The organism is Cupriavidus sp. C3SS-1 (genome assembly GCF_057073755.1).
Genome location: NZ_CP172700.1, coordinates 2618690 through 2641233, shown reverse-complemented (window position 1 = coordinate 2641233; position 22544 = coordinate 2618690). Strand labels below are relative to the sequence as shown.

Genomic DNA, 22544 nt, shown 5'->3' with positions numbered 1-22544 from the left:
TGAGCGCGACATTTCATGCCTCATCCACACCCCCCTCTTCAGCGGGGAGCCGCCCTCAAACTCATGCCACCGCACCCCCCGATCGGGGGTCGTCATACTCGCGAACCCGTCATTGATATAACGCATTCTGCACAGCACGTCTCTCAACGAGACGATGACACCACATATCCTTCCCCGCGCGCATCATGAAAATTGACCATGGGGAAAACCCGCTCCGTCCGGAGCAGTCTTGCTTTCCTCCAACCCCTTTCATATGCTGGTTACCAGAGTTACGAAATTTTACATCTGAGTTCAATGGCGTCTAAGAACGCCATCGGGTTTGATAAGCGTCGGATAGACGCAAACGGGGCGATTCAACATCTCCAAGCGAAGGGACCATCAGCATGCTGGACGGGTACGCTGAAGGGGCTGGAGCGCTGTCGGATCGTAGGGAAAATGCATCCCGCAGGATAGCGAGGCATTTTCCGACCGCAAGTGCGGGTTGTCGCAGGGTTCGCGCTTGCCGCTACAAGAAAAGAGAGCGGCCATGGCCACCATCCTCTTGATCGAGCCTCATCCACTGTTGCGCCTGGGGCTGCGCCATCTGCTGGCGCAAGCACACATCCCCGGGGACCTGATCGATATCGATCCGCTGGCGCCCATTGAATCTGACCTCTGGCTGCATGGCGCAGACCTGCTGGTGTTCGGACTGCCGTCCGACCCCGGCAGCGGCTGCCATCAGCTGGCCCAACTGTGCGAGTGCCTGCAGCCGCAGCGCGTGCTGGTGCTGGCCGAATCCCCGGCCGCTGCGCTGGCCACCACCGGCTTGCCCGAGTCCGTGCGTGGCTGCATGCACAAGCACAGCAGTGCCGAGGCGCTGGACGCAGCGGTGCGCCTGGTGCTGGCCGGTGGCGAGTGTTTCCCGTCCCGCATCCAGATGGAAAGCGCCGCAGCCATGACCGATGTGCCGATGACTCACGGCATGCTGTCCGACGCGGCGGCCGGCGAGGCCCGCAACGTCGTGGCCCTGCAACGCGGCCATGGTTTGCCGGCGACAGGCACCCACGTGGAATCGGCACAGCCCGCACCGCGCACCGTGTCGCTGTCGCATGTAGGCGGCTACGAAACACCGTCCGCCGGCGCGCACCTGCTCAACATCACCGAGCGGCAGTACGAGGTGCTCGCACTGCTTGCGCGCGGCTATCCGATCAAGACCGTCAGCCGGATCCTCAACATCTCGGTCGCCACCGCCAAGACGCATGCGTGCACGCTGTACCAGCGGCTGCACGTGCGCAACAAGGGCGAAGCGGTCTACGTCGCGCTCCAGCGCGGTGCCACGCTCAACTGGGCCGGTCCGCCAACGGCCGGCCAGCCGCAGATGTCCGCGGGCATGGCGGCGGCATAGTCGCTGCCGGGCGGTCTCATCCTTCTGTAGAGCCGGGCTCATCCAAAAGCATGAGGCAGGCGTTGCGGCGGGTTGCTACGTTTCGAGTGAAGGCCCTGGCGCGCCCCGCTTGCCGCGCCGGGCAGGCGCGTACAACGTGCTCCCATTCTCCAACGGTGGTATTGCTTCCGCGGCCAGGGCTGCCGCTCCATACCGTCAATGTCGACCTATCTGATTGCCAGCAATGAAGTGATGTGCCGGGTCCTGGCCCGCCGGCTGCAGGCGCTCAGCCTGCCCAGCCCGATCCGCTGGCGCGCGCCGCAATGGCTCGACGAAGCCGATGACTGCATTCCTGCCGAACAAGCCGAAGACCCCGCCGACATGGCGCTGCTCGATTGCAGCGGGGTCGAAGGCGATCAACGCGCGCTGCTCGACCGCCTGCACGCCAGGCTGGCGCCGCGGCGCTGGCTTGTTATCTCCGACCGGCTCGATGCTTCGCTGATGCTGCATGCCGCGTTGCTCGGCGCGAGCGGTTGCCTGGCGGCGCCGGTATCGGCGGAGCTCGTGTGCGCCGCCACGGCGCTGATCTGGGCGGGTGGCCAGTGTTTCCCGCGCACCGCGCTCACGCTGGGCGATGGCACGCCGCTGTCCTCCCTCGTTTGCCCGGTGGGGACTACGGCGACCGGATGAGGGCGAATCGCGCGCAACGCGGCTATGCTTGATTTGCCCGCGACAGAAGCTGGTCCCGCTTCAGAGGCCGCCGCCGCGGGAGTGCAAGGGGGTCGTATGGAGTGCGGTCTGGAATTCCTCGTCGTGCGCGGCTTTGCCGTTCGCGAAGGGCGGGGCAAGTGGGCATGTTGCTTCGAAATCCGGCTGGCCACGCAAAGCGATGAACCGCTGCTGTACCGCGGCGAGCTGCATGGCCGGCAATTCGACTGCGAATTCGCGGCCGCCGAGGCGGCCCGCGAGGCAGGCGAGCGCGAGGCGCGACTGCGCGTGGACAGCCTCAAGGCTCTCATCATTGCCCAGCACCGCCACCGCGTCCCGGAATCATTTGTTCCGTAAGCTGAGGTCACAGCGCGAGCTTTGCGAAAGAGAGGATGGGCGTTAGCGACGTCGATCCGCTCAAGCTTGCCGGCCAGTGCGTCGCACAGCAGCCGAAGGCAATGATGCAATACCGGTCGCAAAGGCCGCAGCAGGTCGCCACCACCCATCCCCCGGCAGAGAACCAAAAAAGAAGCCCGCCGACCGGGGGACCATGCGGGCTTTGAACCGTGCAAGCCGTGTAAAGCGCTTGCACGTCCCATCGACGATAGGCAATCGCCGTCCTGCCCTCCATCCGCCAGAAGCACCATGCGTGCGGGGTCGCGCACCAGGCATTCATTCCTACTTCAACCCTGCCGCGGCCATGCGATGACCCCTTCGCGACCCGCCGCGCGCAGGCCCGCGGGACTCTGTGCGCCGTCCAACAGACTGCCGTGAACACGCCGCGCAATGATCGCCAGCACGACCGGTCATAGCAGCAGCGGATACGGTGGGGGAGGCGCGCAGGACAGGAGTAGATGCACGGGCATTCGACTGCAGGCGCGCTGGCGCGTGCAGCCCTGGCCGTGCGCGCCCGTGAACGCAACGTCTTGGCACGCGCGGAGGCCAATGGTGTACGGCGACACAAAGATGCGTGGGCGTGGCGGTCCGGGATTGCGCGGTGGAAATCCGGTCTGGTCGCACGTCAACAGCCATGTCGATCTGTGGATCGAACTGCTGCATGGCCTGGACCTGCCACCGATCGCGGCGCTGCCTTGCACCGTGAGGCAGGCGTTTGAAGCGGATCATTTTACGCAGTGCCGGATACCCGAAGCCGATCTCGAGCGGCTGTTCGGCCTGAGCATCCATGCGCTGACCTTGTATGACTCGCTCGAGAGCCACGTGGCCGCGCAGACCAGCCGCGGCAATATCGTGGTGATGGAAGTCGACAGCAGCCAGCTCCCGCCTGCGCCGGGCGCTGCTTACCATCGACAGCGCACGCTTTCATGCATCGGCATCGACGTGATGATTCCCGATGCGCTGGCCGTTGGGTATTTCCATTCGGACGGCTATCACACGGCCAGCGGCGAAGACTACACCGCGCTGTTCGGGCGGGTGGCCGGCACCCGCAACCCGGAAGTCCAGATCTTCACCCACGCCGACGTGGTGCGCCGCAATCCCTGCACGCACAGTGAGGCGTCGTTGCTGAAGGCCTCTCTGGAACTCTTTCGCTTTCACCTGGCGAACCGCCCCTCCGACAATCCGGTCAGCACCTTCCGAGCCGCGTTCCCCGAGCATCTCGATCGCCTGATGGCGCGCGGCGAGCCGGGCTTTCATCACTATGCGGCCGGCGTGCTGCGCCAGCTCGGCGCCAACTTCGAACTGCTTGCGCGTTATCTGCGCTGGCTGGTCGCGCAGGGCGAGCCGGTGCCCGACAAGACCGCCGAGGCCTGCTACACGATGGCATCGGAGGCCATGGTCATGCAGTTCCGGCTGATGCGCGCGGTGATCAGCCGCAAGCCCGACACCTGCGAAGATTGCCTGGACCAGCTCGAAGCCTCCTACCAGGCCTGCGTACCGGTACTGGCGCGGCATTTCGCGGGGAGCAAGACGTGACGACAGTGCCCGCCATCGCTGCGCGCGGGCGCCGCGATGCGCGGCTGCCCGGCGTGCTGCGCGTGCCGGGCGACTGGTCGTGGCTCGAAACACTGCCTGGCGCCGCGGACAGCCCGGCTTGCCTCGACGAGCGCGCGGCGTGGCTGCCGGCGCCGGTGCCGGGCACCGTGGCCGACGCCTTGCGCGTGGCAGGCCGCTGGCGCGAGACCACGTCAGCGGTGCATCGGCACGATTACTGGTATCGCCTGCGCTTTGCCGGCACCGGGCGCCGGCTGCTGCGCCTGCGCGGCCTGGCCGGCGCGGCGCAGGCCTGGGTGAACGGGCGCCCGATCGCCGCACCGCAGGCTCTGTGCGACGCCTGTGATGCCGAAGTGGAGCTGGCTGGCATCAACACCCTGCACTTGTGCTTCCGGGCCAGCGTGCCGCGCCTGCATGCGGCGCGCGGCACGCTTTGCTGGCGCACGGCACCGGCCTTCCAGTCGGCCCGCGTCATCGGATATGCCGCGGCCGAGGACATGCCGCTGCACGCGGTGGGCCTGTTGCAACCCGTCGAGATGCTAGAGCTGGGCGGCAGCGACGCGCTTGCCGATGCCGCGGTGGATCTCCGCGCCGGACTTCAGGATGGCGCGGGCCGTGTGGCGCTGCGCCTGCATCTGCATCGTGAAGCACCGGCGCAGGCGAGCCTGAGCCTTTGCAACGCGGATGGCGCCGTGCATGCGCCGCTCTTGCGCGAGAACGCCTTTACGCTGGAAGCCGATGTGCGCGTGGACGCCCCGCGCTTCTGGTGGCCCCATACGCATGGCCAGCCGGCGCAGTATCGCGTGCTGGCCGAAGCGGGCGGACACGTGCTCGATTGCGGGCGGCTCGCCTTGCGCAGCGTGCGCCTCGACCGGCAGGGAAGCGATCCCTTGCCTCGCATCAACGATGTGCCGGTGTTCTGCCGGGGCGCACGCCTGGACGCCGCCGAGCTGGCTGCGCTCGTTTCGTCGCCGCTGGCCGCGCGCCACCGGTTGCGCCTTGCGCGCGGAGCTGGCCTGAACGCGCTGGTTCTCGATCGCGACTGCGCGCCGCCCGCCGATTTGCGCAGCGCCTGCGATGCGCTCGGCATCCTGCTCTGGCGCGAAGGCATGCCAGCGCCCGACACCGCATGGTTTCCCGAGATCGCAGCTGTGCCGTGCGCGCGCACGCTCGACGCGCTTGGCCTGTCGCAAGCGCTTGGCGATCCGCGCTGGAAGGCCGGCGTATTGCACCGGAGCGGCACGCTGTGCGATGCCGAGGATGCACGCGACCGGCACTTGCTCGCGCTGTACGGCGTGGATCCGCCGCAGCTGCGCCGCACGGATCCGCAGCGCTATCTGCGCCTGTCGCGTGCGCTGGCCGCGGAACTGGCGAATGACTTCATCGCCGGTTGCCGCCGCGCTGGCGGCCAGTCCGGACTGGCGTTGGTGCCGGCGCTGCGCGATGTGGCGCTGGCCAATGGTGCCGGTGTGATCGATGTGCTGGGACGGCCCAAGTCGGCCTGGCATGCGATACGGGCCGCAAGCCGCCCGCTGCAGGTCCTGCTCGGGACCGATGCCGCGGGCTGCCTCCGCGTGGACCTGCTGAACGAGACCGCGAGCGCGCGAGACATCCGCCTCAGGGTTTGCTGGGTCCGGAACGGCATGCACGTACACGCCGAGTCAATGCAAATGCTGCAGCTGGCGCCACGTCAGTCGCTCGTGCTGACGCCGCGGCCGCAGCACGGCGGTTCCCCCGAAATGGGCGATATCGTGCTGGCCACGCTGACCGACGCCCGCAGCGGCGCGCCGCTCAGCCAGGCGGCGCACGTGCCCGATCGCCGCGCGCAAGCGCTGCCGCAGGCGGGCCTGCAAGCCGAAGTGCGGCAGGACGCGGGGCACTGGTGGCTGGAGATATCGGCTACGCATTTCGCGCGCTGGGTGCATATCGAGGACGATGTGCTGCGGCCGTCGCAGGACTGGTTCCATCTCGCGCCCGGTGCGCGAACGCGCATCCGACTTTTGCATGAAGGCGGCCATACGTCTCAACCCGGAGTCATGCCCGCCGGCAAGGTCTGGGCCCTGAACCAGGATCACCCCGCCTGCTACGCCGCCTAGCGGCCCCCCTTCCGCCTTCGCCTGCGCGCGGGGAGGCGCCGCGAGCACGCAGCCCTGCATGTCCGCTTTCCGGCCGACCTACCAATGGATGACGGCGCACCAGCCGTCTGCCTACTGTCCCATTGGCAATCCATGGCGCTAAATACAGACACCGGGTCAGGTGCATTGCCGCAGGGTGCGGGTCCGCGGCAGGCCTGTCCGGGAGGGAACACCAATGCAAAGCGCCGGCACGGCGGGACAAGCCGCCGACAGGTAGATTCTTGCCCGGATACGGGATGGGGGGTACGGAAATGATCACGCATCGCTCGGATCTGAATGCCAACTATCTGCTCAATGCCTTGCCGCGCAGCGAATGGGAATCGCTGGCGCAGCACATCGAGCTGGTGCGCCTGCGTGCCGGCGAGTTGCTGACGGATTCGGGGCAGCGCATCGTCCATGTGTACTTTCCCACCACGTCGGTGGTGTCGCTGCTGTCCTTGCTGGAAGACGGCGCCACCGTGGAAATCGCCGCGGTCGGCAATGAAGGCCTGGTCGGCGTGCCGGTGGTGACCGGCGGCGACACCATGCCTTGCCGCGTGGAAGTGCGCAGCCCGGGCCTGGCCTACCGTGTCCCCGCGCGGCTGCTGCGCAGCGAGTTGCCGCGCACTCCCACGCTGCAACGGATCACGCTGCTCTACGTGCAGGCCATGCTCACGCAGATCGCGCAGACGGCCGCCTGCAACCGGCACCATTCGCTGAACAAGCAACTGTGCCGCTGGCTGCTGCTGGCGGTGGACCGGCTCAGCTCGAACGAGCTGGTGATCACGCAGCAGGTCATCGCCAACATGCTCGGCGTGCGCCGCGAGGGCGTGACCGAAGCCGCCGGCAAGCTCGAAGACCTTGGCCTGATCCATCACAGCCGCGGCCACATCACGGTGCTGGATCGCTGCGGCCTGGAGAAGCATTCCTGCGAGTGCTACAAGCTGGTCAAGCGCGAATACGACCGCCTGCTCCCAGCGCTGGCGCATGCCTGAGGCGGGAACGCCGCACCAGAACCGCTATGGCCGGTGCCGCAGCACACGCTGCGTGTCCGGCCTTCATCGCTTTGAGGATGAGGAGTCGTGTCCGTGAGCAGACTGTCCTATGCCGGTGCACCGGCCGACCGGGAGATGCCCCGGCATGAAGCCCCGGTGGCGCGGGCCTTGCGGGCTCGCGTCCTGCTGGACCATCTGGGATGGATCGTCGCCGCCGGAGCGCTCGGCGCGGCCATCGGCGGCATGGTGGCGCTGTCGTCCCCGCTGGAATACCGTGCCCAGGCGCTGGTGCAGGTGGAAGGCAAGGATGGCGCCGCGCGCAATGCCGGGCAGACGCAGCCGGGCGCGCAGCTCGACGCCGGCCTGCTGCGCAGCCGTGCCATCGTGGCGCCGGTGGTCGAGGCATTGCACCTGGACATCACCGCGCGGCCGGTGCGCGCGCCGCTGCTCGGCGCGCTGTTCGAGCGATGGTCCACGCCAGGCCAGCCGCGTGGCACGTGGCTTGGCTATGCATGGGGCGGCGAGCGGCTCTTGCTGGACCGCCTGGCCGTGCCGGAGCGGCTGGTGGACCAGCCCATGATGTTCGAAGTGCTACGGGATGGCAGCTACCGCATCAGCTACCAGGACACCGCGCTGGTCGAAGGCGTGGTCGGCGAGAATGCCGCCGGCAACGGCGTGGAGCTGCGCGTGGCGCGCATCGAGGCCGCGCCCGGCACGCGCTTCCTGCTGACGCGCCATGACGCGGCCCGCATCGCCGATGCGATCCGGCAGGGCCTGGTCGTCGACAGCGAAAGCGGCGAGTCCGGTGGCAGCACGGTCCGCGTCGCCTGGCAATCTCCGGAGCCGGGTGCCGCCGCCGCGCTCGTCAATGGCGTGACGGCCGCCTACATCAGCGGACAGACCGCCCAGCGCCGCGGCGACGTCGCCGACTCGCTGGCCTTCCTGACCGGCGAGTTGCCGCGCGTGCAGGCCGAACTCGCGCGCGCCGAAGAGGCGCAGAGCCGCTATCGCGCCCGCACCGGCTCGATGCAACCCAGCCGCGACGCGCAATCGTTCCTGAACAACAGCATGGAGTACCAGCGCCAGATCACCGCGCTCAGGATGGAACGGACCAAGCTGCTGCAGCGCTTCACCACGGATGCGAACGAGGTCAAGACCGTCGACAGCCAGATCCAGCAGATGACGCGCGATCGCGCCGAGATCGATGCCCGCATGCAGAGCCTGTCGGCCTCCGAACGCGAGGCGGTGGCGCTGGCGCGCGACGTCAAGGTGGCCGAGGACATGTACATGACGCTGCGCACGAAAGTCGAGCAGTTGTCGCTGCAGCGTTCGGACAACTCCAGCCAGATGCGGCTGGTCGACAAGGCCATCGTCCCGGCGCGCTCGGTCGGCCCCGGGGCCTGGCCCTACGTCTCCGGCGGGCTGCTGCTGGGCCTGTGCCTTGGCGTGGCAGGCGTCGGCGTGCGCCAGCGCCTGAAGCCATCGCTGGCCACGGCCAACGATGCCGAGCAGCGGCTTGGCATTGCCATGCTGGGGGATGTCGCCTTCAGCGACGAACAGGCGGAGCTCGAACGCGAGATCGACGCCAAGCGGCGCCTGGGCATTGCCGCGGGTTTTGCCTTGCACGCGAACAGCCGCCTCGAGGCCCCGCGCGCGGGCACGGCGCTCGTCGATGCATCCGCCATCGACGAGTCCGACAGCGATTGCGCGGAAAGCGAACGGCTGCTCAGGCAGGGACTGCATGACCATTTCCTGCTGGCCCGGCGCGCGCCGCACTCGCTCGCCGTGGAAGGGCTGCGCAGCTTGCGCGCGGCGCTGCATTTCTCGCTGCGTGGTGCGCCCGATGGCGTGGTGGCCGTGACCAGCCCCGCGGTGGGCGCGGGCAAGACGTTCTCGGCGGTCAATCTCGCGGTGCTGTTCGCCGAAGCCGGCCAGCGCGTGCTGCTGGTCGATGCGGACCTGCGCCGCGGAAAGATCGCCGACTGGTTCGACCAGCCGCCAGAAGGCGGGCTTGCCGAAGTCCTGGCCGGCCGCCTGCAGATTGCCGAGGCCGTCCGGCCGACCGTGGTCAGCGGGCTATTCATCCTCACGCACGGCAAGACGCCAACCAACCCGTCCGAGCTGCTGATGCTGCCAACGCTGGCGGACAACCTGCGCCGCTGCGCGGGCCGCTTCGACCTGGTCATCGTCGACACGCCGCCCGTGATGGCGGTGGCGGACGCGACGCTGGTCGCCAGCCTGGCGGGATCGACGCTGCTGGTCATTCGCGCCGACGTCACGCCGGCGGAGCAGGTCAACGAAACCATCAAGCGCCTGGCGCGCGCCGATGCGCGGCTGATGGGCGGCATCCTGAATGGCGTGGTGCAACGGCGCAGCAACCGCGCGGATTTCAACAGCATCAATCCGTACCTCGGGATGCCCTTGCCGCGTGCCGCGATCAAGCATCCGGCGTTGACCAACCATGCCGACAAGGCGGCGGACGCATCGGGTACGAAGGCCGCATGAGGTAGCCCGGCGGCAGCCGGGCGTACCCGTTTCTGCGTGGCCCCATCCACGTCCATTCGGCTTTCTTTCGGCGCCCATTCCGAGTCCGATAGCGATCGGCGCGCGGGTCCATACCACGATCAGGTGTTCTTCGCCCGCGACGATGCACGGCTGCAACATCCGGGGCGATCCGGTGATTCGAAGATGCAACGTTCGTGTGGCACCGCACCGATTTCTTCACCCGCCTTAGGCCAAATGGGTGAAACACGGGCCAGCAGGCTCGCCTCGGGAGCGCAAGCATGAAAGCAGCCATACGTACCATCCTTTCGGAAGTCGCCCGGCTCGATGTACCGGTGGAGTCGTTGGACGACCAGGCCGACCTGTATGCGGCGGGACTTTCCTCGCTCGCTACCGTGCATGTCATGCTGGCGATGGAGAACGAATTCGGCATCGAGATCCCGGACCGGCTGTTGACCCGCCAGTTGTTCCGCAGCATCAACTCGCTGGCCGCCGCGGCGGAGCTGATCAAGCAAGAACAGGAGGCCGCATGAAACCCGTCCTTGCCAGCGTGGAGCTGGCGCATCCGCGGCCCGATGTCATGGATGCCGGCGACTGGCTGGCCGCAGCGCACCGCGCCGTGCCCGAGGCGGCCCGCTTTGCGGACCAGGTTGACGGCGAAGCGCGTTTTCCGCACGAAGCCTTCGCGGTGCTGCGCGAGCAGAAGCTGCTCGGCGCCATGGTGCCCGTGGCCTTCGGTGGCGGCGGCGCGTCCCTGGACACCATCGCAGGCGTCTGCCGCATCCTCGGAGGCGCCTGTGCCTCGACCGGGATGATCTACGCCATGCACCAGATCCAGGTGGCGTGCCTGGTCAACCATGCGAGCGACAGCGCATGGCATGCGCAGCTGTTGCGGCGCCTGGCCGGCGAACAGTTGCTGCTGGCCTCGGCCACGTCGGAAGAAGCCATCGGCGGCGCCTTGCGCAACAGCGGCTGCGCCATCAATGTCGACGGCGCCAGCCTGCACCTGCTCAAGATGGCGCCGACCATATCCTATGGCGCGCACGCGGATGGCATTCTCGTGACCGCGCGGCGCAGTCCCGATGCTTCGCCATCGGACCAGGTCATGGTCAGCGTGCTCAAGCCCGACTATGCGCTGGAAAGCCTGTCCACGTGGGACACGCTGGGCATGCGCGGCACCTGCAGCAATGGCTACCGGCTGGAGGCCCGTGGCAATACGGACCAGGTTCTCCCGGTGCCGTTCGGTGAAATCGCCGACGCCACCATGACGCCCGTGTCGCACATCCTGTGGTCCGCGCTGTGGACCGGCATTGCGGCCGATGCGGTGCAGCGTGCCAAGTCGCTGTTCCAGGGCCAGGCCCGCGCCCGCCCCGGAACGCTGCCGCCATCGGCCACGCGCGTGGCGGAAGCCGTGGCCATCATCCAGATGCTGGAAGGCAGGCTCGCACTCGCGTTGACGCACCAGCGCGAGCGTGACGCGGGCCAGAGCATGTCGGCGACTTTCAACCTGGCGGCGGAAATGAATGGCCTGAAGACCAGCGTGTCGGCCATGGCGCTGGAAGCGGTGCATATCGCGATGCTGGTCTGCGGCATGGCCGGCTACAAGCACGGCACGCCCTTCAGCCTGGGCCGCCACCTGCGCGACCTGTGGTCCGCGCCGCTCATGATCAACAACGATCGCATCCTGACCAACACCGCCAACCTGTTGCTGGCGGACCGGTCCGCGTAAGGAACCGACCATGGAAAATGCCAGCAGCGCTTATGCGCCGGACGACGAATCGCCGGCCGCTTCCGGCCGCAGCTATACCTCGCCAAAGCCCGCGCCCGACCCCGACGCGGGGCGTCGCGCTTACCGGCAGGCGCTGATCGATGCGCGCGTGCTTTATCCGAGCGCGGTCGACGGCATTTACGGCCGGAGCGGCTTGTTCGAGAGCATTGCCGATGGCCTGAACGCCGCCGTGACCCAGCTTGGCGCCGATCAGCACGCGGAAGTGATGCGCTTTCCCCCGGCCATGCCGCGCCAGGATTTCGAGGCCAGCGAGTACCTGAAGAGCTTTCCGCAGCTGGCGGGTACGGTGCATTGCTTCTGCGGCAGCGATCGCGACCACCACCGCCTGCTGGCGCGGCTCGAAGAAGGCGAGGAATGGGCCGACCAGCAGCGCCCGACCGATGTCGTGCTGGCGCCCGCGGCGTGCTATCCGGTGTATCCGCTGATTGCGTCGCGCGGACCCATGCCCGTCGAAGGGATGGTGGTCGACGTGCTCACGTACTGCTTCCGCCATGAGCCGTCGATCGATCCCGCACGCATGCAGATGTTCCGGCAGCGCGAATACGTGCGGCTCGGTACGGCCGAGCAGATCGTCGCGTTCCGTCAAGTGTGGATCGAGCGCGGCAAGCAGCTTGCCGGCATGCTGGAGCTGCCCCATGAGGTCGATCTGGCGAACGATCCGTTCTTTGGCCGCGGCGGCAAGATCGTCGCCGACAGCCAGCGCGAACTGAAGCTGAAGTTCGAACTGCTGGTGCCGATCAACGATGGCGCGCCGCCCACGGCCTGCATGAGCTTCAACTACCACATGGACCATTTTGCCCATGCGTGGCCCTTGCGCACGGCGGACGGCGAGCTGGCCCACACCGGTTGCGTCGGCTTCGGCATCGAGCGCCTGACGCTGGCATTGCTGCGCCATCACGGCTTCGAGCTGGCGAAGTGGCCGCGGCGCGTGCGCGAGGCGCTCGGGGGCCTCTGACACGCCGCGACGAGTGCCTCATGACGCAGCACAACTGCCTGGACACCAGCCGTGTGCCGATCTGGGGCGCGGTGCCGGCCGGCCGGCCAGGGATCGGCATCGTCAGTGCCGCGCTCGACGGGGCATGGACCTGGGCGCAAATGGCCGCCGGCGCCGCGCAAAGTCCCGCGGCCTTGCCGGCCGGCATGGCGTGGTTGCCAGCCCCGGTTCCGGGCACCGTGGCCGGCGCGCTGCGCGCCGCAGGGCGCTGGGACGACGCGGCACCGCCGCCCTTGCACGCGTACGACCATTGGTATCGCACGGCGTTCAGCGGCCAGGGCCGCAAGACGCTGCGCTTCAACGGCCTCGCCACGGTCGCCGAAGTCTGGCTAAACGGCACGCTGGTACTGAGCACGCGGCACATGTTTGTCGCGCACGAGGTCGAGGTCGACCTCGCCGGCGACAACGTGCTGCATATTTGCTTTCGCGCGCTCGAACCCTGGCTGCGCAAGCAGCGCGGTCCAGTGCGCTGGAAGCCAAGGATGATCGTGCCGGCGCAGTTGCGCGCGGTGCGCACGACGCTGCTGGGCCACATGCCGGGCTGGTGCCCGCCGGTCCATGCGGTCGGGCCGTGGCGGCCCGTGGAACTGCTTGACCCGGCCAGCGGCGATATCCTGCACGGCCTGCGCGCCGACTTGCGTGCGCGCATGCAGGAACACGGTGGAGTGGTCTCGGTGCGCCTGCATTTTCCGGCAACGGCGCCCGCATCGGGATCGTTCGAGGTCAGCGACCAATCGGGAAGCCGCCATTGGGGCGCGTTGACGCGAACCGATGGCCACACGCTGGAAGGTGCCATCCATATCGATCGCCCGCGGCTATGGTGGCCGCATACGCATGGCGAGCCGCATCTCTACGGCGTCGAAGCGAGCATCGAAGGGCGCACCGTCGACTGCGGCCGGATCGGCTTTCGCAGTGTCTCGCTCGGCCAGGCCGATGAATCGGGCGCGTTCGCACTGCACATCAACGGCGAGCGGATATTCTGCCGCGGCGCCTGCATATCCAGCGTGGACCTGCCCGGTCTTGCCGATACCGATGAAGCGTCCCGGCGCTGGCTGGCACTGGCGCGCGCCGGCGGCGCGAACATGGTTCGCGTGAGCGGCGTGACCTGCTATCCGGGAGACGCCTTCTACCGGATTTGCGATGAACTTGGCCTGCTGGTCTGGCAGGACTTCATGTTCGCCAACTTCGACTACGGCAGCATCGGGCCGGGCGTTGGCCTCACGGAAGACGTGGCGCGCGAAGTCGCAGAGTGGCTGACCTCGACCCGGACTCACCCATGTATCGCGGTGGTCTGTGGCGCCAGCGAGGCGGAGCAGCAGGCCGCCATGCTCGGTGTCGCGCGCAGCGAATGGAAGCAACCGCTGTTCGATGCCTTGATGCCGGACCTGGTCGCCACCCATCGGCCCGATATCGTGTATGTCGGCAACTCGCCCACCGGCGGCGCCTTGCCATTCCAGCCCGATACCGGAGTCAGCCACTATTACGGCGTGGGTGCCTACCAGCGTCCGCTGGCTGATGCGCGCCTTGCGCAGGTACGGTTCGCCTCCGAATGCCTGGCCTTCGCCAATGTCCCGTGCGAGCGCACGCTCGCGGAGAGCGGCTCGCCGCCGTTGCATTCCCCGCGCTGGAAAGCGAGGGTGCCACGCGATGCCGGCGCATCGTGGGACTTCGAGGATGTGCGCGAACACTACCTGCGCACCTTGTATGACGTCGACCCCGCGCGCCTGCGGTATGAACAGCCGCAACGGTATCTGGTCCTGTCGCGCGCGGTGGTCGCAGAGGTGATGAGCGATGTCTTCGCCGAATGGCGGCGCGTCGGGTCGAGTTGCGCGGGCGGCCTGGTCTGGCAGTTCCAGGACCTGCTGCCGGGCGCCGGCTGGGGCATCGTCGATGCCTGCGGCCGTCCCAAATCGGCCTGGCATGCGCTGAGGCAGGCCTGGCAGCCGCTGCAGGTGCTGATCACCGACGAAGGCCTCAACGGCCTGCACCTTCACGTGCTCAACGAGACGGCGCGCGCGCGCGCATTGTGGCTGGAGTTGCGTTGCCTGCGTGATGGCGAGGTCGTCGTGGCACAGGCGCGCCAGCTGCTTCGTCTGCCTGCCCACGGTGCCGCGTGCGTGGAAGCGGGCGCGCTGGTCGACCGTTTCTTTGATTTCACCTACGCCTACCGCTTCGGCCCGCCCACGCACGACGTGGTGCTGGCGACGCTGTTCGCGGAGGAGGGCGGCGAGCCGCTCAGCCAGGCCGTGTACCTGCCCGATCGTCGCGCCGCAGCGCTCAAGTCCCCCGACCTGCAGGCACGGCTCGAACGCGTCGGTGACGACTGGTGGATCACCGTCACGGCCCGGCGCTTTGCCCGATGGGTGCATATCGAGGACCGCGCCTACCACGCCAGCGAGAACTGGTTCCATCTCGCGCCCGGCGGCAGCCGGCGGCTTCGTCTTGTGTTCGATGGCAAGGCCGGCGGCGATGCCGTGCCGGCGCCTTCTGGCGAGATCTACGCGCTCAACGCCGAGCACCCGCTTGGCTACGACGGATGACGCCCGGCCACTTGCCGCGCGCGGTGGTCGCGATACCGCGCCGCATGCGACGCGACGGGAACCGCCGACGGTTCTAGGCGGCTGCCGCGACCGAGCGGCCGAAGGCCGCTACCAGATTGTCTATCGTCTTGTCGTAACCGGATTCCAATGCCTCGAGACTCTGCGTGCAAGGGTCGGCACGGCGCCGCGCGACCGCACGGGCCAGGCGGAACTGCAGGACCTTCGCTTCCGTTGCGATGGCGCATGCGGCGTCCGCGGCCAAAGCCGTCAACGGACTGCCACCGCCCTGCTCGGCCAGCCACCGCAGCCAGTGGTGCAGCATCTCGAAGTTCGCGCCGAGCTGACGCGGCAGATTGAAGGTGTAGAGGTGGAAGTAGGCCTCTTCGCGCGCCAGCAGCGTGTCCATATGCTCGTCGAAGTCCTGTCGCCAGTGGCTGACGGGGTTGATGGCCGGCAGCCGCTCCAGGTGCTGGCGCATCAGCGCGACCGAGGCGTCGGCCATGGCTGGCATGGCCAGTGCGGGCCGCACGCGCTTCGCGCATTCGGCATAGGGAAAGAGGATGTTGCCGTTGCCGCTCAGTTCCGGCGACAACCTCAACAGGCCGCGATAGTCCTCGTCCTGCGCGCTGTGATATCCCAGGCTGTGGAAATACGAGAGCCGTTGCGCCTGGGGGCTGATGTAATCGATCGCCACCGTGGTCTTGACGTGCTCGCGCCGGTACGCCGTTGCGTGCGTGTCGGGCAGGTAGTAGCTGTCGACTTCGACCAGCACTGTATGGCCGCGTTCGACCTGCGCCGTGACGTGCGCCTGCAGCGTGTCATAGACCGCCATTTCCTGGACGACCGTGCCGTACAGCGTCTCCAGGTCGGCTTGCGGGTATTTGAAGAACGTGAAGTGATCGCCTTCGAAATCCTGTGCGACCGTGAACGGCAGTGCAGCGCGCGGATCGAGGCCCCAGGCGTGCAGCAGTTCGATCCACAGGTCGATATAGCAGTTGGTTTCCTGCCAGATCGCATCGGGACCGTGCAGCGGGTGAGGTTGGGCGGATGCTGGCGTGGTGGCATCGAGTCCGCCACCGCCTTCGCTGGGTACGGTCGTTGATTTCATGTTGATCCTCTGCACCGGTCACCGGGCGCGCGGCAAGCCCGATCGTCGTCACTGACTGTACCGACGCCGCCAGGCGGCTTCGGTGCGCTCTCCAACAGAACCCCTGATCCCTTGGCATGGCAGTACCGCAAAGCGACCCCGTGTGTGTGAGATGGCGAACTGTGTCGCCGTTTGCCACGGGCCAGAATGGCACGGCACGCCCCCCGTTTGGGGCATACATGCTCATTCAGGCCACGATCGGAGCACAGCAACCATGTCCAGGCAAAAGTTGTCTTCCGTCCAGTGCTTGCGTGCCATCGCAGCGATGGCCGTGGTTGCCTATCATGCCGCCGCGACGATACAGATCCACGGCTGGAAACCGGGGATCGTGAGCCAGGCGTCCGCGTGGGGATGGGCGGGCGTCGACATCTTCTTCTTCATCTCCGGCTTCGTCATGGTGATGACGACCGCCGGACGAGACCGGGGTGTTGCTGCGGCAAAGGAATTCATGGCCGCCCGGATCGCGCGGATCGCCCCCATGTACTGGCTTCTGACGAGCCTGATGCTGGTGATCGTGTGGATCGCGCCGAGCCTCAAGACGACGGAGTTCACGCTGATGCAGGCGGTGACCTCCTATCTCTTCGTCCCATACGAGGTCCGGGAAAGCGGCAGCTATTACCCGGTACTCTATGTTGGCTGGACGCTGACCTATGAGATGTTTTTCTATGCCGTGTTTGCGGTGTCGCTCTGCCTTGCGGAACGACGCGGCCGACTGGTCCTCGCCGCCTTTTTCGTCGGGCTTTCCATCCTGTCACTGACGCGACCATCGGCGTACCTCTTCAGGTTCCTGACCGATCCGTTGTTGCTGGAGTTTGTATTCGGCTGCGTCTTTGCCTGGGCTTATCGCTCCGGCTTCAGGGTATCCGCGCGAACCTCCGCCATCATCATCGCTGCAGGTGTGCTGGGCTTCTGCATAGGGACGCCCGGCTCCGACATGGCGCACCGGGTGGTATTCGCGGGGATTCCGGCGGCGTTGCTGGTAGCAGGGGTGATCCTCAGGGAAGCCGCCGGCAGCTGGAAGGCGAGTGACCTCCTGCAGCAGGTCGGCGACGCATCGTATTCCCTGTACCTGCTGCAGGCATTCACGATTCCTGCGTTTGCACGGGTGCTGACCGCAGCGGACAAGCATCGCCTCTTGCCGGGGGACCTGATCTGTCTGTCGCTCGTGTTTGCGTCGGTGCTTGTGGCGGCATTTGTCTATCGCACTGTCGAACGCTCCATCGATATCAGGGTTCGCTCGTGGATCGGGGACTATCGCAAGGCGGGGGCCGCTGACAATGCCGCGCTGGCGAAGCAGGCGGCGAGGGTCGCGCAGCGCGACCGCGGGATCTAAGGGGAAATTGCCCACTGTGCCCGACGCCACATATCGGCCGTCGGCACATGCTTCCGGTCGATTATATTTGGCGAATGGTGCGAATCGGTCATGGTTTGTCTTCGCGGCAGGTGGCCGGGGCACAGTATCAGGCGAGTGACAGGCCTCGTCCTGCGGTGTTCGACACCCATACTGAGAACGTAGTGGCTTGCATCGTCAAAGGCCGGGTCTCAATGATTGGCGGGAAGCATCATGAAGCGCATCTTTGACGTTGTTCTATCCGCGGTGGGCCTGCTTCTGCTCGCTGTTCCCCTTCTCATCCTGACCTGTGCAGTCCGCCGGAAGCTGGGCACGCCGGTCTTCTTCCGGCAAGTGCGGCCGGGACTGCATGGCAAGCCATTTCAGATCCTGAAGTTTCGCACCATGACCGACGCGCGAGGGCCGGATGGCGAGTTGCTGCCCGATCCGGAGCGCCTCACGAAGTTCGGCGCCTTCCTCCGCTCCACCAGTCTCGACGAATTGCCCGAGCTCTGGAACGTTCTGATCGGGGACATGAGCCTGGTCGGGCCGCGCCCGCTGCTGATGGAATACCTGCCGCTCTATTCGCCGGAGCAGGCACGTCGTCACGATGTCCGGCCGGGCATCACCGGGCTGGCACAGATCAGCGGACGCAACGCGATCAGCTGGGAGGAGAAGTTCCGGCTGGACGTCTGGTACGTGGATCATGTGTCCGTATGGCTGGACATCGTGATCCTGTGGCGGACGGTCAACAAGGTCCTGGCGCGGGACGGGATCAGCGCGGCGGGAGAGTTCTCGGCGCCGCGATTCAGGGGGAGCCCACGGCGTGCCCCGGACGCCGATATCGCGTGACACCAGCCCGCTGCGGGAGCGGAGTATCGCGCGGTACAAGACAAACAACGACGAGTTGGAGGAACCGTAGTGCAGACTTCCTGGCATATGGTTGTGCATCTCGGAGAAGCCTCGCTCATGTTCCCCCTCGCAGGAGTCGTCGCATTCCGCCTCGCCTGGCAGGGCCGGTGGCGCAGGGCGTTCCGCTGGCTCCTTTCGCTGGGTGCAGGCACGGCCGCCATCCTCCTCGGTAAGCTGGCATTCGAGCTTGGCGGATGGTCCGTACCGTCCGCAAACGTCTACAGCGTCAGCGGGCACGCCATGCTTACCGCGGCCGTCTACCCTATGCTGTTTGCAGTTCTCGGTGAGGCCTGGAGCAGCCGGGCCGCGCGGCTGGGTACGCTTGCCGGCGTATGCGTGGCCCTGATGGCGGCGGTGGCCTTGGTCGTCGGTCGCTACCACACGGTGGCCGAAACCTTGATCGGCATGAGCGTGGGATTCATCGTGGCGTGGGCAAATCTGCGCCGCCCGGGGCGACGGTCCACCGACCAACCTCCGGCGATTGCACGGCTGGTGCTATGCGCGGTCCTGATCGTGATGATTCCCGTGTCGCTGTATCCCATCAGGGCCCGTCTGTGGTCGCATGGGCTGACCTGGCTAGGTGTCTCGGAGCGCTATACCAGGATCATCGGCATTGATCCGGCGTCTGGCCGGACCATTGTGACAGTCGTGCAGTTGCCGCTGCCTGCCTACCGGAAGACGTCCGAACTTTTCTGATGCCTGGCGGCGCGCCTTACGCTTCGCGAATGCGGCGCGACGTGATCTGGTAAGCGCCGGAGGTGATGAACTGCCGGTCCTTCGTGCTGGACGAGACGCCGGTATGGGAGTCGACCGTGCACTCGGCGCCGATCTTTACCCCCGGATAGATCGTGGCGCGTGTGCCAAGGAAACATCCGGGACCGATAGCGGTGTCGCCGTTGAGAACCGCATAGGGCGACAGGACCGAGCAGGCCCCGGCGTGAGCGCCGTGGCCGATTCCACAGAAGACGTTCATCACTACGCCGTCATCGACGATCGCGTTGCGGCTGATTACTGTGTATGGGAAGATCAGCGCACCAATGCCAAGGCTGGACGAAGGCGATATGAGGGCCGTGCCATGTACGTAGGATGGCACCGTTATCTCATGCTCGAGCAGCCATGAGAGTACGGTCTGCCGTGCCTCGGGGGAGCCTATCGCAACCAGGACTGCCTGATGTGGCGCGGGATCGAACTGCCTGATAGTTCCCAGATACGGAACATCGATGCCGTCGGGGACCTTGCCTGGTCGATCATCGATGAACCCGGCGACATTCGGCGCGCCGCCCGGTGTCTCCGCCTGTAGGTAATCATAGAGTTCCAGACCAAGTCCTCCTGAACCAGCGATCACAATGGAGGAGATGCCGGAAGCATCGACAAGTGGCATGGCTTGCTACCTTCGGAAGATAAACGCCTAGCTCCGGTGGGTACGTGATCTAGGCTCATCCCGACATCGGGAGTGGATTATTCGCCGTCGATGCACCTGGCCTCCGTCCATCCGGGTAAACCGATTCAGGCTCGCTTGGACGTTGCACTGCTGTACTCGCCCGGGTAGCGATACTTGCCGAAGTAATAGTGAGCACGATACCAGCGGCCTTCCACAACCAGGCCGTTGAGGAGTACTCCCTTGATCTTGGCGCCAGCCTGCAGGATCGATCTTTGCGACGCGACGAGTTCGCTGATTGTCGTGCTCTCCGCCCGAGCGACCAGAAATACGGCGCTGGCTTTTGCTGCGAGGATTCCGGCATCCGACGCCGCAAGCACCGGCGGCGTATCGATCAGGACAATGTCATAGCGAGACTTGAGTTGTTCCAGTAGCGTATCCATCGCCGGGCTTAGCAGAATATCCGCTGGAGTCGGCGGCTTCGCGCCCGTTGGAATGAAGTCCAGGCCCGGCGCAACTTGACGCCGTACGACCTGATCCAGCGGTGCCCCCATGAGGAGTTCGGTCAGCCCGGGGCCGCCCTTGATATCGAAGGCATGATGGAGTTCGCCTCGACGCAGGTCGGCGTCAATCAGAACAATACGGTGTCCCGCGGCGGCAATCGTGGCGAAGTTCGCACAAATGAAGGACTTTCCAACGCCCGGTGCCGGGCCGGTGATGACTATCGTTCGGTTATTGCTGCCGGATAGCGCGAACTGCAGCGCCGTTCGGAAGCCGCGCAGCGTCTCGATTACGGGATCGCCTGGAGATTGCAAGGCGAGCAGTTCTCCCTTCGACTGCAGGGCCTCTTGTTGGTCGCTGAAAGGGATGGTCTGGTAGACCGTCATCCCGGTCTGCCGTTCGATGTCATCCGCATCCGCGATGCCGCCGTCAAGCATATTGCGTACCAAGGCAACCAGAAAGCCCGCGAAAAGCCCGACAGCCAATGACACGCCGGCAATCAGCAACCGATTGGGGCGCACCGGCTTGAACGGCGCCTCGGCCGGGTCAATGATACGTGCTGTGCCAACCTTGCTGGCCTTGATCAACTTGAGCTGTTGAACATCATTCAGCAGGGACTGGAGCGAATCGGTACTTACCTTGACATCTCGCATCAAGCGCAGAACGTTCTGTTCCACGTCGGGCAGCTTCTGAATCTTCCCGGTGATGCCATTGAGTTGCGCCGTCACACCGGCAATCTGGTTGTCAACGAGTTCAAGGGCAGGGTGATTGGGCGTGAAGCGCGATGCAAGTTCCTGGCGCTTCTGCTTCAATTCCTGAAGCCTTGTCTGAATCTGCACCGATTGCGCCAGGATCAGCTTGGACTCTTCACTGAGATCGATAGTGCCGCGCTGGTATCGCATTGCGTTATATCGGCTCTCCGCCGCTTCGACCTGCTGCTTGACCTGAGGCAACTGCTGTTCGAGAAAGGCAAGGGATTTCTCGGCTTCCGCGGCTTTGCGGCGCAGATTCTGCTCGACATAGGCATTGCCGATATCATTGAGAATTGCTGCCGTGATTTCCGGGGATGTGCCATCCAGCGATACGCCAACCACGCCGCTTTGCTTGCCGCGCTCGGTAATGATCAACCGCTCCTGCAACGCGGTGATCGCGGTGACACGGGGCAGGCGGCGAAGTACGAACTGGCATCCGGCGCGCCCTTCGAGACGGCTCACCAGCAGGGTCACCGGCCCGGCTGCGGTGGAGAGTTTCAACAACTCGCCCACGCTGCCGGTAGCTTCTGTGCCTTCACCGGGGAACGCGACATGATACTGCCTAGCGTCCAGCGCAGTAAGGACGAACTTTTCGTCCTCCATCGACGTTGGTACCTCCAGCTGTGCAACAGAGATCGCTTCATGCCCCCAGGCATATCCTCCCCAGCCGAACAGTCCAGGCCTGGACAATCCCCGGTTCCGGCCCGCGATGGTGGCACCGATGAGCGGGAAATACCGCGGTGCTGCTTCGATATTCAGCTGCAGATTGTCAACTGCCTTGCCGACAACCATCCTTGAGCGCAAGAGTTCTATTTCAGCTGTGGTGGCAGGCTTCACATCAACCACCGGAGAGCTGCGATTGTCGGCCCGTCCCCCGGTGGAATTGTCACTGGACTCCTCTATCTGTACCAGCAACTCGGTCCGGTAAATGGGCTTCGCCAGGAACGCATAAGCAAGACCCATGCAGATAATTGATCCGGCCACGACCACGAATGCCCTGCGATAGCGAACCAGAACATCGAGATATGCGGTCAGATCGACTGTGGATACTTGCTCCTCGGGGCCATCAGGGACATTGCCTCGCATATTCGCTACTCTCATGATGCCTCCCCGTGACTGTCGGTCGGCGCAACGACTCCCAGTTGCGCCGACCAAGAAGCGATGCCCTGCTTGATCATCTCAAGTACGATGTCAAACATGCCCTGGGAACATCCGAAAGGATCGGGCACGTCGCAGTGCGTATATTCACAAAGCCGGTAAGTCTTTCCCTGTGCCTGCGGATAGTTCAATTCCAGCTCTGCGCGTTGGTTGTTATCCATTACCAGGATCAGGTCTGCCGCCGCCACCAGCGATGGGTCGATGGCTCGGGCACGATGCCCTGGGAACTGGTACCCCTCTCGTGCCAGGGCTCGTGCCGCCCGCGGGTCGATCGGGGCGCCGATCGGTGGCGCAAGGCCCGCCGACCAGACCTGACAGGCTGGCAGCTCACGCGCCAGGAGACATGCCGCCATCGGACTGCGGCACACATTCCCGAGGCAGACCACCAGTACCGAGCGGACCATTTCCTCT

The 22544-nt window shown here is 65.9% G+C and carries 18 protein-coding genes; 14 read left to right on the top strand and 4 right to left on the bottom strand.

What is annotated here, in order from left to right; all coding sequences use genetic code 11:
* Positions 1–526: 526 nt before the first annotated feature.
* The 11 genes from ACIGJC_RS28145 (at position 527) to ACIGJC_RS28095 (ending at position 14955) form a co-directional block, all read left to right on the top strand.
* Positions 527–1384, top strand: a complete 858-nt coding sequence (locus ACIGJC_RS28145; RefSeq protein WP_483712819.1) for a response regulator transcription factor — start codon at positions 527–529, stop codon at positions 1382–1384.
* A 198-nt stretch (positions 1385–1582) separates the two neighbouring features.
* Complete coding sequence (locus ACIGJC_RS28140; RefSeq protein ID WP_483712818.1) at positions 1583–2053, top strand: DNA-binding response regulator; 471 nt, start codon at positions 1583–1585, stop codon at positions 2051–2053.
* Between the two features lie 96 nt (positions 2054–2149).
* The gene (locus ACIGJC_RS28135) at positions 2150–2428 is read left to right on the top strand and encodes a hypothetical protein (protein ID WP_483714426.1); all 279 of its coding nucleotides are present in this window, start codon (positions 2150–2152) and stop codon (positions 2426–2428) included.
* A gap of 591 nt (positions 2429–3019) precedes the next feature.
* Positions 3020–4003, top strand: coding sequence for a DUF1839 family protein (locus ACIGJC_RS28130; RefSeq protein ID WP_483712817.1), 984 nt, complete (start codon positions 3020–3022; stop codon positions 4001–4003).
* Entirely contained in the window at positions 4000–6117 is a 2118-nt protein-coding gene (locus tag ACIGJC_RS28125; RefSeq protein ID WP_483712816.1) for a glycoside hydrolase family 2 protein, read from the top strand. Before ACIGJC_RS28130 ends, ACIGJC_RS28125 begins: the two co-directional genes overlap by 4 nt.
* A 290-nt stretch (positions 6118–6407) precedes the next feature.
* Positions 6408–7130, top strand: coding sequence for a Crp/Fnr family transcriptional regulator (locus ACIGJC_RS28120; protein WP_483712814.1), 723 nt, complete (start codon positions 6408–6410; stop codon positions 7128–7130).
* A gap of 93 nt (positions 7131–7223) precedes the next feature.
* Complete coding sequence (locus ACIGJC_RS28115) at positions 7224–9635, top strand: polysaccharide biosynthesis tyrosine autokinase (protein WP_483712813.1); 2412 nt, start codon at positions 7224–7226, stop codon at positions 9633–9635.
* Between the two features lie 278 nt (positions 9636–9913).
* Entirely contained in the window at positions 9914–10165 is a 252-nt protein-coding gene (locus ACIGJC_RS28110; protein ID WP_483712812.1) for an acyl carrier protein, read from the top strand.
* The gene (locus ACIGJC_RS28105; RefSeq protein WP_483712811.1) at positions 10162–11361 is read left to right on the top strand and encodes an acyl-CoA dehydrogenase family protein; all 1200 of its coding nucleotides are present in this window, start codon (positions 10162–10164) and stop codon (positions 11359–11361) included. The genes ACIGJC_RS28110 and ACIGJC_RS28105 overlap by 4 nt, the downstream gene beginning before the upstream one ends.
* 10 nt (positions 11362–11371) lie before the next feature.
* A complete protein-coding gene (locus ACIGJC_RS28100; RefSeq protein ID WP_483712810.1) occupies positions 11372–12376 on the top strand; it encodes an amino acid--[acyl-carrier-protein] ligase in 1005 nt (334 codons plus the stop codon).
* Between the two features lie 20 nt (positions 12377–12396).
* Positions 12397–14955: a beta-mannosidase gene (locus ACIGJC_RS28095; RefSeq protein ID WP_483712809.1), complete on the top strand. Its 2559-nt coding sequence runs from the start codon at positions 12397–12399 to the stop codon at positions 14953–14955.
* A 73-nt stretch (positions 14956–15028) separates the two neighbouring features.
* On the opposite strand, the gene ACIGJC_RS28090 is transcribed toward ACIGJC_RS28095, so the two are convergent.
* Positions 15029–16063, bottom strand: coding sequence for a DUF1839 family protein (locus ACIGJC_RS28090; RefSeq protein WP_483712807.1), 1035 nt, complete (start codon positions 16061–16063; stop codon positions 15029–15031).
* A gap of 253 nt (positions 16064–16316) precedes the next feature.
* On the opposite strand from ACIGJC_RS28090, the gene ACIGJC_RS28085 reads away from it, so the two are divergent.
* The 3 genes from ACIGJC_RS28085 (at position 16317) to ACIGJC_RS28075 (ending at position 19040) form a co-directional block, all read left to right on the top strand.
* Positions 16317–17435 carry an acyltransferase family protein gene (locus ACIGJC_RS28085; protein ID WP_483712806.1) on the top strand — a complete coding sequence of 373 codons (1119 nt, stop codon included), beginning with the start codon at positions 16317–16319 and terminating at the stop codon, positions 17433–17435.
* Positions 17436–17666: 231 nt separating this feature from the next.
* Positions 17667–18284 (top strand): sugar transferase, encoded by a 618-nt coding sequence (locus tag ACIGJC_RS28080; protein ID WP_483712805.1) that lies wholly within the window; start codon positions 17667–17669, stop codon positions 18282–18284.
* Positions 18285–18401: 117 nt separating this feature from the next.
* A complete protein-coding gene (locus tag ACIGJC_RS28075; RefSeq protein WP_483712803.1) occupies positions 18402–19040 on the top strand; it encodes a phosphatase PAP2 family protein in 639 nt (212 codons plus the stop codon).
* Between the two features lie 16 nt (positions 19041–19056).
* Here ACIGJC_RS28075 and ACIGJC_RS28070 read toward each other — a convergent pair whose 3' ends face one another.
* The 3 genes from ACIGJC_RS28070 to ACIGJC_RS28060 all read right to left on the bottom strand — a co-directional run bounded on the left by ACIGJC_RS28070 (position 19057) and on the right by ACIGJC_RS28060 (position 22537).
* Complete coding sequence (locus tag ACIGJC_RS28070; RefSeq protein WP_483712801.1) at positions 19057–19725, bottom strand: acetyltransferase; 669 nt, start codon at positions 19723–19725, stop codon at positions 19057–19059.
* A 125-nt stretch (positions 19726–19850) separates the two neighbouring features.
* Positions 19851–22076 (bottom strand): polysaccharide biosynthesis tyrosine autokinase, encoded by a 2226-nt coding sequence (locus ACIGJC_RS28065; protein ID WP_483712800.1) that lies wholly within the window; start codon positions 22074–22076, stop codon positions 19851–19853.
* A complete protein-coding gene (locus ACIGJC_RS28060; RefSeq protein WP_483712798.1) occupies positions 22073–22537 on the bottom strand; it encodes a low molecular weight protein-tyrosine-phosphatase in 465 nt (154 codons plus the stop codon). The genes ACIGJC_RS28065 and ACIGJC_RS28060 overlap by 4 nt, the downstream gene beginning before the upstream one ends.
* Between the last annotated feature and the right edge of the window lie 7 nt (positions 22538–22544).